This window comes from Nitratifractor sp. (assembly GCF_015487065.1).
Lineage (GTDB): Bacteria > Campylobacterota > Campylobacteria > Campylobacterales > Sulfurovaceae > Nitratifractor.
In genome coordinates, this window is sequence record NZ_WFQN01000102.1 from 1 (window position 1) to 10589 (window position 10589).

At 55.7% G+C, this 10589-nt stretch carries 12 protein-coding genes; 8 read left to right on the top strand and 4 right to left on the bottom strand.

Features of this window, described 5'->3' with window-relative positions; all coding sequences use genetic code 11:
* Positions 1-14: 14 nt before the first annotated feature.
* The 7 genes from F8I07_RS05315 (at position 15) to F8I07_RS05345 (ending at position 5701) form a co-directional block, all read left to right on the top strand.
* Positions 15-332 carry a 4Fe-4S dicluster domain-containing protein gene (locus F8I07_RS05315; protein ID WP_292656716.1) on the top strand — a complete coding sequence of 106 codons (318 nt, stop codon included), beginning with the start codon at positions 15-17 and terminating at the stop codon, positions 330-332.
* Positions 333-344: 12 nt separating this feature from the next.
* Positions 345-1493, top strand: coding sequence for a 2-oxoglutarate synthase subunit alpha (locus F8I07_RS05320; RefSeq protein ID WP_292656692.1), 1149 nt, complete (start codon positions 345-347; stop codon positions 1491-1493).
* A 9-nt stretch (positions 1494-1502) separates the two neighbouring features.
* Complete coding sequence (locus tag F8I07_RS05325) at positions 1503-2336, top strand: 2-oxoglutarate ferredoxin oxidoreductase subunit beta (protein WP_292656696.1); 834 nt, start codon at positions 1503-1505, stop codon at positions 2334-2336.
* Positions 2337-2345: 9 nt separating this feature from the next.
* Complete coding sequence (locus F8I07_RS05330; protein ID WP_292656699.1) at positions 2346-2915, top strand: 2-oxoacid:acceptor oxidoreductase family protein; 570 nt, start codon at positions 2346-2348, stop codon at positions 2913-2915.
* A gap of 132 nt (positions 2916-3047) precedes the next feature.
* Positions 3048-3794 (top strand): pyrroline-5-carboxylate reductase, encoded by a 747-nt coding sequence (gene proC / locus F8I07_RS05335; protein ID WP_292656701.1) that lies wholly within the window; start codon positions 3048-3050, stop codon positions 3792-3794.
* A 41-nt stretch (positions 3795-3835) separates the two neighbouring features.
* Positions 3836-5080, top strand: a complete 1245-nt coding sequence (gene serS / locus F8I07_RS05340) for a serine--tRNA ligase (protein ID WP_292656704.1) — start codon at positions 3836-3838, stop codon at positions 5078-5080.
* A gap of 318 nt (positions 5081-5398) precedes the next feature.
* Complete coding sequence (locus F8I07_RS05345) at positions 5399-5701, top strand: hypothetical protein (protein ID WP_292656706.1); 303 nt, start codon at positions 5399-5401, stop codon at positions 5699-5701.
* A 55-nt stretch (positions 5702-5756) separates the two neighbouring features.
* Here the strand turns inward: F8I07_RS05345 and holA are convergent, their stop codons facing one another.
* The 4 genes from holA to htpX form a co-directional block, all read right to left on the bottom strand.
* Positions 5757-6734 (bottom strand): DNA polymerase III subunit delta, encoded by a 978-nt coding sequence (gene holA, locus F8I07_RS05350; protein ID WP_292656708.1) that lies wholly within the window; start codon positions 6732-6734, stop codon positions 5757-5759.
* Positions 6735-6991: 257 nt separating this feature from the next.
* Positions 6992-8977 (bottom strand): ribonuclease R family protein, encoded by a 1986-nt coding sequence (locus F8I07_RS05355; protein ID WP_292656711.1) that lies wholly within the window; start codon positions 8975-8977, stop codon positions 6992-6994.
* Complete coding sequence (locus F8I07_RS05360; RefSeq protein WP_292656712.1) at positions 8974-9465, bottom strand: hypothetical protein; 492 nt, start codon at positions 9463-9465, stop codon at positions 8974-8976. Before F8I07_RS05360 ends, F8I07_RS05355 begins: the two co-directional genes overlap by 4 nt.
* Positions 9462-10313, bottom strand: coding sequence for a zinc metalloprotease HtpX (htpX, locus tag F8I07_RS05365; protein ID WP_292656714.1), 852 nt, complete (start codon positions 10311-10313; stop codon positions 9462-9464). The genes F8I07_RS05360 and htpX overlap by 4 nt, the downstream gene beginning before the upstream one ends.
* A 186-nt stretch (positions 10314-10499) precedes the next feature.
* On the opposite strand from htpX, the gene F8I07_RS05370 reads away from it, so the two are divergent.
* Positions 10500-10589: hypothetical protein (locus tag F8I07_RS05370; protein WP_292656717.1), on the top strand; the 90-nt coding region annotated here is incomplete at its 3' end.

The window sequence follows — 10589 nt, forward strand, 5'->3', positions numbered from 1 at the left end:
AAAAGGGGAAGACAATGTCTTTGATGAAAGCACCTGAAAACACCCCGGTCTGGACCAATGAGAACAACTGCAAAGCCTGCGATATCTGTGTCTCGGTCTGTCCGGCCGGTGTCCTGGCTATGCGTCCCGATCCGCACTCGGTTCTGGGAGCGATGATTACCATCATAGCGCCCGAATCCTGCATCGGCTGCAATGAGTGCGAGCTGAGCTGTCCCGACTTCGCCATCTATGTCGCGGACAAAAAAGAGTACAAATTCGCCAAACTGACCGATCAGGCCAAAGAGCGCGCGAAGAAGATCGCCGAAAACAACTATATGGTGCTGGGTGCCTAAAAAGGAGAATCGATGAGTAAACGAGAAGTGATTTCAAGCGGGAACGATCTGGCAGCACGGGCTGCCGTCGATGCCGGATGCAAATTTTTCGGGGGATATCCCATTACCCCCTCCAGTGAGATTATGCACACGATCTCCGACCTGCTTCCCAAGGTAGGTGGAGCCTGTATGCAGATGGAGGACGAGATTGCCGGGATCTGTTCGGCAATCGGTGCTTCCATGAGCGGTGTGCGTGCTATGACCGCTACGTCCGGCCCCGGGATCAGCCTCAAAGCCGAAAACATCGGTCTGGCCCAGATCGCCGAAGTCCCTCTGGTCATTGTCAACGTCATGCGAGGCGGTCCTTCGACCGGTCTGCCCACCCGGGTTCAGCAGGGGGACGTTCTCCAGGCGAAAAACCCGACTCACGGTGATGTGAAGACCATCGTTACTTGCCCCGGTACTTTGGCTGAGTGCTATACCGAAACGGTTCGTGCCTTCAATCTGGCCGACCGTTTCATGCAACCGGTCTTTGTCCTGCTGGATGAAACGCTGGGCCATATGCACGCCAAAGCGGAGCTCCCTTCTCTTCAGGAAGTCGAAGAGGGCATCAAACTCCGCCGCCAATTCGTCGGGGATCCGGCAGACTATCGCCCCTATGATGTACCCGATGATGAGCCGGCGATCCTCAATCCGATGTTCAAAGGCTACCGCTACCACTATACCGGGCTCCATCACGGACCCACCGGATTCCCCACCGAGGATGCCGAGGTCTGTGACCGGCTGATCAAGCGGCTCTTCAACAAGGTCGATGCTCATGTCGATGAGATCGAGAGCTATGAAGAGTATCTCCTTGATGATGCCGAATATCTGGTGGTTGCCTACGGCTCCACCTCTCTGGCGGCTCGCGAAGCGGTCAACCGTCTCCGTGAAGAGGGGGTCAAGATCGGGATGTTCCGTCCCATTACGCTCTTTCCCTCTCCCGACGCCAAGATGAAAGAGCTTCAGGAGCGTTTCGGCAACAAGGTTTACATGGCGGAGCTCAATATGGGACAGTATGTGGAAGCCTTCGAGCGCGCGACCGGGATGCACCGTGACGAGTTTGTCACCCACTTCAAAGCCAATGGACGCCCCATTTCCCCGGCGGACATGATCGCGAAAATCAAAGAAGAACTGCTCTAAGGAGGCAACATGGCATTTAACTACGACGAATATCTGCGAACGGACAAGATGCCCACACTCTGGTGCTGGGGATGCGGTGACGGGGTGATCCTCAAAGCCTTTATCCGGGCGATCGACAAACTGGGGATCAAAAAAGACGATATGTGTGTCGTCTCCGGAATCGGCTGTTCCGGACGCTTCAGCTCCTATATCGACTGCAACACCGTCCACACCACCCACGGCCGGACCGTGGCCTACGCCACCGGAATCAAAATGGCCAACCCCGACAAGCATGTCTTCTGTATCGCCGGAGACGGTGACGGACTGGCCATCGGGGGTAACCACACGATCCACGGCTGCCGCCGGAACATCGACATCAATCTGATCCTGATCAACAACTTCATCTACGGTCTGACCAACTCCCAGACCTCTCCCACCACGCCTCAGGGGATGTGGACAGTCACCATGAAACGGGGTAATATCGACCCGACCTTCGATGCCTGCAAACTGGCCGAGGGGGCAGGAGCCTCCTTCATCGCCCGGGAAAAGGTGACTGAACCGAGAAAACTGGAAAAGGTCTTCGTCGAAGCCTTCAAACACAAAGGGTTCTCCTTCATCGACGTCTTCTCCAACTGTCACATCAACCTGGGACGGAAAAACAAAATGGGCAATGCCATGGAGAACCTGGACTGGATCGATCAGATTACCGTCTCCAAGAAAAAGTACGATGCTATGAACGAAGAGGAGCGTAAGGGCCTCTTCCCGACAGGTGTCCTGAAGAAAGACGAAGAGGCGCGGGAGTATACAGCCATGTACGAGAAGGTCAAAGAGGCCTATCAGAACAACACCAAAGTCGAACTGTAAGGAGCAGCCATGTCACGAATCATTATGCGTTTTACCGGAGTCGGCGGACAGGGAGTGCTCCTGGCCGGAGAGATCTTCGCCGCGGCGAAGATCAAGCAGGGCGGCTACGGGGTCAAGACCGCGACCTATACCTCCCAGGTCCGGGGCGGTCCCACCGTCGTTGATATCCAGCTCTCCGACGAGCCGGTACTCTACCCCTATGCCAACGACGGCGAAGTGGACCTGATGCTCTCTGTCGCCCAGATCAGCTACGATCAGTTCAAGAAAGGGGTCAAGGACGGCGGAGATATCATCATCGACCCCAACCTGGTCACTCCCAGTGAAGAGGACAAAAAGCGATGGCGGATCTACGAGATTCCCGTCATCACCATCGCCAAGGAAGAAGTCGGCAACGTCATCACCCAGTCGGTCGTCGCGCTGGGGGCTGCCAATACCTTCACCCGGGCCCTGGATGATGATCTGCTGATCGAGACCATGCTGAGCAAAGTGCCTCCCAAGGTCCACGAAGCCAACAAAAAGGCTTATGAACTGGGAAGAAAGTATGCCCTGGAGGCGCTGGAAAAAGGCCCTCTGAAATAAGACTGATCGGATCATTGATCCGGTCATCTCTCTGAGACAGTCATTTCCGACTGTGCATACCGATAGACCTTCTAAACCTCCTTCTGTTTATCTCACGCTATAATCTTCTAAAATATCTCTAGGGAGAAGTCGATGAAAATTCTGTTGATCGGTGCCGGTAATATGGGGGGTGCGATGCTGGAGGGTCTTGCGGATTACGACGTGACGGTTGTGGAGTCACGAAGCTCACGTCGGGAGGAACTGGCAGGTCGTTATCCGGAGATCACCCTTCTCGATCATATACCTTCTCTGGACGGCTATGTGGTTCTGTTGGCGATCAAGCCCCAGTCTCTGAGCTCTCTAGACACGGAGGGGGAAGCGGTGGCGCTCATCTCCATTCTCGCCGGCACGCCGCTGGCAAAGCTGCGGGAGCATATCGCCGCCAAAGCCTACATCCGGGCTATGCCCAATATCGCCGCCCTTAAACGCAAATCGGTCACGTCGGTAACGGGAGACGAAAGCTTCAAAGCGGAAGCCCTGGAAATCCTTTCAACTATCGGCAAGGCGATCTGGCTCTCCAGCGAAAAGGAGCTGGATATCGCCACCGGTATCGGCGGATCGGCGCCTGCCTGGATGGCACTGGTGGCCGAGGCCCTGGCCGACGGAGCGGTCAATCTGGGACTTCCCCGGGGGGTGAGCTACGAATATGTGGCGGCATTGATGGACGGGATGGGGGCACTGCTCGAGGAGGAGCATCCCGCCCTGCTCAAAGACAAGGTGATGTCTCCGGGAGGGACCACGGCTGCCGGCTATGCCGCTCTGGAAGAAGGGGGGGTGCGCGACAGCTTTATCAAGGCGATGGAGGCCTGTTACCGCAGAAGCCTGGAACTGGGAAAATGATATAATCCCGACCATATCTCAGCTTAGCAAGGCCGTGAACGATGATCGATCTGAAATATCTGCAGAACCATTTTGACGAAGCCGCCGCCCGCCTCAGCAAAAAGGGTGTGGCGGAGAAGACTCTAGAGGAACTCCGGGAGCGCTTCGAAACCCTCAAAGCCGCCAATCAGCGTTATGAAAATGCCCGAGCCGAACAGAACCGCCTCTCCAGACTCTTCGGAGAGTACAAGCGTGACGGGAAAGATATCGGAGAGCTGCAGGAGCAGGTCGGCCGTCTCAAGATCGAGGTCAACGACTATCAGGAAGAGGCCCGCAAAGCCGAGGAGGCGCTGGTCGCCCTGGCGATGGGGATTCCCAATTTCCCCGATGAGAATGTCCCCGAAGGTCTGGACGAAGAGGACAATGTGGAGATCCGCCGGGTGCTGGAGCCCAGAGCGTTCGATTTCCAGCCCAAAGAGCACTGGGAGTTGGCGGAAGCCAACGGCTGGATCGATTTCGAGCGGGGGGTCAAACTGGCCAAGAGCCGCTTTGCGCTTCTCAAAGGGCAGGGGGCACGTCTGCAGACGGCTCTGATCAACTATTTCCTCGACCGCAACATTGCGAAAGGTTTCGAAGAGTATGCCGTCCCTTTCATGGTCAACTCAAAAATGCTGGAAGGGACGGGGCAACTGCCCAAGTTCGAAGAGGATCTGTTTAAAGTCTGTGACGAGGATCTCTGGCTCATTCCTACGGCGGAAGTTCCCCTGACCAATATCTACCACGACGAGATCCTGCCGGCTGAGGAGCTGCCGGTTCTGATGACCGCCTACTCCCCCTGTTTCCGCAAAGAGGCGGGCAGTGCCGGACGGGACACCCGGGGGATGATCCGTCAGCATCAGTTCGCCAAGGTGGAGATGGTGGCCATCGCCCATCCCGAGAAGAGTGATGAGGTTTTCGAAATGATGGTGCAGCAGGCTTCGGATCTGCTGACGGAGCTGGGGCTTCCTCACCGTCTGGTGGAGCTCTGCACCGGTGATCTCGGTTTCTCCGCCGCCCGGACCGTAGATCTGGAAGTCTGGCTGCCGGGGCAGGGGAAATACCGGGAGATCAGCTCCGTCTCCAATACCCGGGATTTCCAGGCCCGCCGGGCCAAGATTCGCTTCAAAGACGGGAAGAAAAACCGCCTCGTCCATACCCTCAACGGCTCGGCCCTGGCCGTAGGGCGGACCCTCGTGGCAATTATGGAAAACTATCAGCAGGCCGACGGTAGTATCGAGATTCCGGAAGTTCTGAAACAATACCTTTAACCCAAAATTTGTATCGGCAGGTACGCTGCTTCCATTAAGTTCGGTGCGGTATCCTGCTCTTTCTATTGCCTCGCTGTCTCTCTTGGCGTAAAGGGCTTTCTAAAAAACTCCCTTCATAATACCGGAACAAATGAGGACTTCTTACTCTACCGCTTCGACACCCGCATTGACTCTAAGAATCTATAAAGTTCATTATGATATTATTTCATATTAAAATATTCTGTTAGGAGGAATAGAAAAATGAAGAGAATAGTATTGTCCGCGATGGTATTGATCGGTTTGGCAACAACAGGAGCAATGGCTGGAGGAAGCGGGAATTTGGTCCAATTGGCATCCAAACAGGAGAAGCTCTCCCGGGATATCGGCAAGGTCTACAAGATGCAGGATGGCAGTTCACTCCATACGATGATCAAATCGATCAAATCAGGTCAGAAAATCCTGAGAACACGTGTCAACAATCCCGAGCTTAGAAATTTGCTAACCTATCTCAACGTCTGTCTCAAGGAGCTTGAAACGGTAGCACAGAAACCCTATACATCAAAAAATGCGCAGAAGGTTTCGGAGTTGAGCCATTCGCTTTCGGAGGGAAGTCACTATATCGTCGCCTCACTCAAACGCTAGATGATTGCCGCAGGCGTTCGCCCGCTCTGCGATCAAAAATCTATCCTTTATCCCCTCAGAGATAGCTCTGCAACTTGATCAATATCCCGTAAAGTTCCGTCTCTTTGTACTCCGATTTTGTCGTCTTCAGTCGCAATTCCGACTCCAACAGGTGGTCGTAGATCTTGATCCAGGCCGCCGGTTTGATCCGGGCGGCGAGGGCGGCTTTTTGCTGTTCGACCTGCCTCGGGAGCTTGTAGCCCAGGATTGCCTTGGAATCGGCGATGCCGTGGAGGCGGATGTAGGCGTGAAAGAGAAAGATCTGATTGACGAAAAACTGGGTGCCACGCAGGATCTCGAATTCGTTGGCTCCCAGCTCCAGCAGACGGCTGATGGTCTCGGTGATCGGCTTTTTGTTAAACAGATCGATCAGAAGACGCTCCACTGCCAAAGGCGCACTGGAGTAGACCAGACGGTCGATTGTTTTGGTGGTGACGGGTTCCCGGAGGATGGAGAGCTTCTCCAGCTCTTTGGCCGCCAGGGCAAGGTTGTTCTCCAAAAGGTTCAGCAGATGATTCAGGGCATAGTCATCGATCTGCATCTCCAGTTCCATCGCCCGTCGCCGTAGAATCTCCACCCCCTCTCGGGGATTGGGCTCGAAGAAACGGACCCAGACGCCCCCCTTTTTCTCCGAGAAGCTCCCCTGCATCGCTTTGGCCTCCTTCGCCTCGCCGTCAAAAGCGAAAAGCAGATAGCTCTCGTCATTTTTTCGGGTGAGTTCGATGAGGGTATCGAGCTCTTTTTTGGGCAGCTTTTTCTCCCGGCGGATCAGCAGCAGGTTGTAGCCGCCGAAGAGGGAAGATTGGGAGAGATGGTTGCGGGCCCGTTCAAAGTCATATTCGTCATGATACATGCTTACCATCGATTCGGTGGCATCGAGCTCTTTTTTATACCGCTCGAGGGTCTGTTCGATGAGGTAGGCATTATCCCCGTAAAGCAGCACCGCTTTGGGTAGTCCCTTTTGGAGAAGCTGGTCGAATTCGCGTTGGTACATCAGCGAACTCCTTGGGAGTTCGAATGGAGGATGGAGAATGGAAGATGGAAGATGGAAGATTTTGGTGTGCGTTGCATTGCAACGCCTCTTTTTTTATGGAGGCGGGAATTCATTCCCGCAATGCAGGGCTGAAGCCCTGCCTCCCAATCACCAATCACCAATGACCAATGACTCTCTTTTCTTGCGACTTGCGACTTGCGACTTGCGACTGCGCCGAAGGTGCCGTGCAATTTTTTCGGTTCCTCATTCCTCATTCCTCACTCCTCACTCGAAAGTTTCCCCGTCTGCTCTGCCATGATAACCGCCTGCGCGATATTGGCTTCGGTGATCTTGACCTCTATCCTGTCGAAAAGAAGCGCGTCGTAGGCCCGCAGGTTGACGACGATTCCCTGCATTTCGCACTCCAGGATCGCTTTGGCCCCTTTGCTGCTGTCTTCCAGGTCGATCTCGACGATTTCGGCCGGGAAGGTTTCTCCCAGATGGCGGGCGGCCCAGCGGGCGAATTTCCGGTCTCGGAAGTCCCATTCCGCCCTGGTGGCGTTGCGCTCCAGCTCGCTGACCCGGACGCAGAGGGGTTCGATATTGCGCAGGAGATACTCCTTTTTCTCTCTGTCGGACTGGAGGTCGGCTTTGATGAGGCGGTGGAGGATCAGGTCGGCATAGCGGCGGATGGGGGAGGTGAAGTGGCTGTATTTCTTGAATCCCAGCCCGAAATGGCCCACGTTGAACGGGGAGTAGGCGGCCCGGCGCAGGGACTGGATGATCAGGGCATCTACCTCGGCCTCCAGCCCCTGGGCGGCTGCCTCTTTCTGGATAGCGCGGATAATGGCGGGGACCTCCGCCTCCTCGGGAAGCTCGACGAAGATTCCCACGGTGGCCAGCTCTTCCAACAGCTCTTCGATTTTGGACATTTCGGGCGCTTCGTGGATCCGGAAGATGGCATCGCCGTCCCCCTCGAAGCGTTTGGCGGCGGCCTTGTTGGCCAGGAGCATACACTCTTCGATGAGGCTGTGGGCCGGGGTGCCGGTCTCGATGGTGGTCTCTTTGAGTTCGTGTTCGGGGTCGATAGCCAGTTTCACTTCGTCGGTGCGGAAATCGAAGCCCTTCTTGAGCCGCTGTTTGCGCAGTCGGACGGTGATCTTCTGGAGCGGTATAAGCCAGTCGAGGATCTTCTGCTCCGTCTCGCTGAAATGGGTGCGCCGCCCCTCCAGGATCGCATCGATCTCGTCGTAGTTCCAGCGCCGTTTGGAGTGGATGACGCCCTCGAAAAACTCTTCATCGACGGGTTGGAGGGTCTTGGGATCGAGGGTGATCTTGCTGACAAAGGCGAGGCGGTCCACGTGGGGTTTGAGGGAGCAGATGTTCTCACTCAGCTCCCTGGGGAGCATGGGAAAGGCCTTGTGGGGCAGGTAGGTGGTAAAACCCCGCAGCTTCGCCTCCTTGTCGATGGGGCTGAAGTAGGGGACGTAGTGACTCACATCGGCGATGGCGACGTAGAGGGTATGACGCTCCAGGTCCAGATAGACGGCGTCGTCGAAATCCTTGGCGGTGACCGGATCGATGGTGCAGAAGGGCAGATGCCGCAGATCAGCCCGCCCTTCGATCTCTTCCGGAAGGACACTGTCGGGGATGGCCAGGGCCTGCTCCACACAGTCGGGGGGGAACTTGTCGTCCCGGCGCTCGTAGAGCAGCAGGCTGATCCGCTCGTCCACCTTCGGATCCCCCAGGTGTCCCAGTACTTCGATCACCTTGGAACTCATGGCATCGATCAGCAGGACGGTTCCGAGTTTGAAGGCCTTGAGATCCATCCCGGGCATTTTGGCTTCGATGGGTTGGGCGGTCTTGATATGAAGCACGGCGAACTCTCCGTTCTCCTCCCGGTGGGTATAGCCGATGAGGTGCAGAGCCGCCGGCCGGGTGACCAGGACCACTTTGGCGGCGGCACGTCCCCGACGGGCGATGATCCGCTTGACCACCACTTCGTCGCCGTTTTTGGCATCGTCCAGATCCTTGGGTTCGATGAGCAGATCCTTCTCTTCCCGATTCTCGGCCTCCACATATCCCTTGCCGCCCTCGGCGATCCAGAGCCGCCCCACCCGATAGAGGGAGCGCAGCCGCAACAGCCCCCGCTCATCCTCTTCCAAGGCACCGAGACGCTCGAGGGCTTCGTATTTGGGAAAATCCTCCGGCTCCAGGTCGGAGGGGAGGAAGCCCCGGGTGAGTTGGATAGCGAAGGGACTCATCGGATTTCCTTTGGGAAATCCGAATGAGGAATGAGGAATGAGGAATGAGGAACCGGAAACGAAAGTTTTTGTAGCGTGGGATTGCTATCCCGCGAAATGATGAATGGTGAATGGTGAATGATGAATAGTTTCGGTTTGCGTTGCTGTGCAACGCTTTTGATGATGGATTTTTGATGATGGATTTTGGATGTTGGGGCGTTGCTGCGCAATGCGGATTTTTGGAGACGGGACTTCAGACCCGCGTACAAGGTTTTAGCCCTGTCCGCGATATACCCATACACCAATATACCAATGACGTTGCCGGAGACAACACTACTAGCGACTAGCGACTGACGACTGGCGACTCTTTTGCCGACTGCCGACTGCCGACTGCCGACGAATTTCAAACGACAAACGACAAACGACAAACGACGAAAAAGATGACCAATGACGTTGCCAAAGGCAACACTTCTTGTGACTTGCGACTTGCGACTTGCGACGGCGCTCACCGAGCGCCCTTCAACTGATATTTAATCTCTTCCAGCCGTTCGATCCGTTCCTCCGTCGTGGGGTGGGTGCGGAAGAGGTTGGCGACCTGGCCGCCGAGGCCGCTGAAGGGGTTGACGATGAACATATGGGCCGTGGAGGGGTCGGCGTCGTGGACCACGGCGCCCCGGCGGGCATAGTTGTCTAGTTTGCTCAGGGCCCGCTGGAGCCATTCGGGGTGGCCGGTGATCAGGGCGGCCCCTTTGTCGGCCTCGAACTCCCGGCTGCGGCTGATACTCATCTGGATCACGGTGGCCGCCAGGGGCATGATGATCATCAGGGCGAGGGTGACGATGGGGTTGCGCTCCCGGTCATCTCCGCCGAAAAAGAGTCCGAAGTTGGCCAGCATACTGATGGCCCCGGCGATGGTGGCGGCGACGGTGCCGATGAGGATGTCGTAGTGTTTGACGTGGCTCAGCTCATGGGCGATGACCCCGGCGAGTTCCTCGTCGTCCAGCAGATCCAGCAGTCCCTGGGTGACCGCCACGGCGGCATGCTCGTAGTTGCGTCCTGTGGCGAAGGCATTGGGGACCGGATCGGGGACGATGTAGAGTTTGGGCATCGGAAGCCCCGCTTTTTGGGTCAGGTCCCGAACGATCCGGTAGAGCCTCGGATTGCTCACCTCGTCGACCGGTTGAGCATGATAGTGGGCCAGCACATGCTTGTCACTGTAATAGTAGGCGTAAAAGTTCATCCCGGCAGCGATCAGAAAGGCGATCACCATACCGGTCTGCCCGCCGATGAGGCCGCCGAACCAGATGAAAAGCAGGGTCAGCCCCACCATCAGAAAATAGGTCTTGAATTTTTCCATAAACATTCTCCTTCTTTTTGAAAAAAACAAATATTTTTTTATCCCATTATAGTATATTTCCCGTTTACACAATGGAACTTTTGTCACCTGTCAACCGATCGATTCAAGGGCTTTTCATCCAAGATCCAAAATTCAAAATCTAAAATTCGCTATAATCCCTCCACATTCACGATTCAAGGATAGCATATGGCACTCAACGTTTACTATGACAAAGACTGCGACCTCAATCTCATCAAGAGCAAAACCGTCGCCATGATCGGTTTCGGAAGCCAGGGA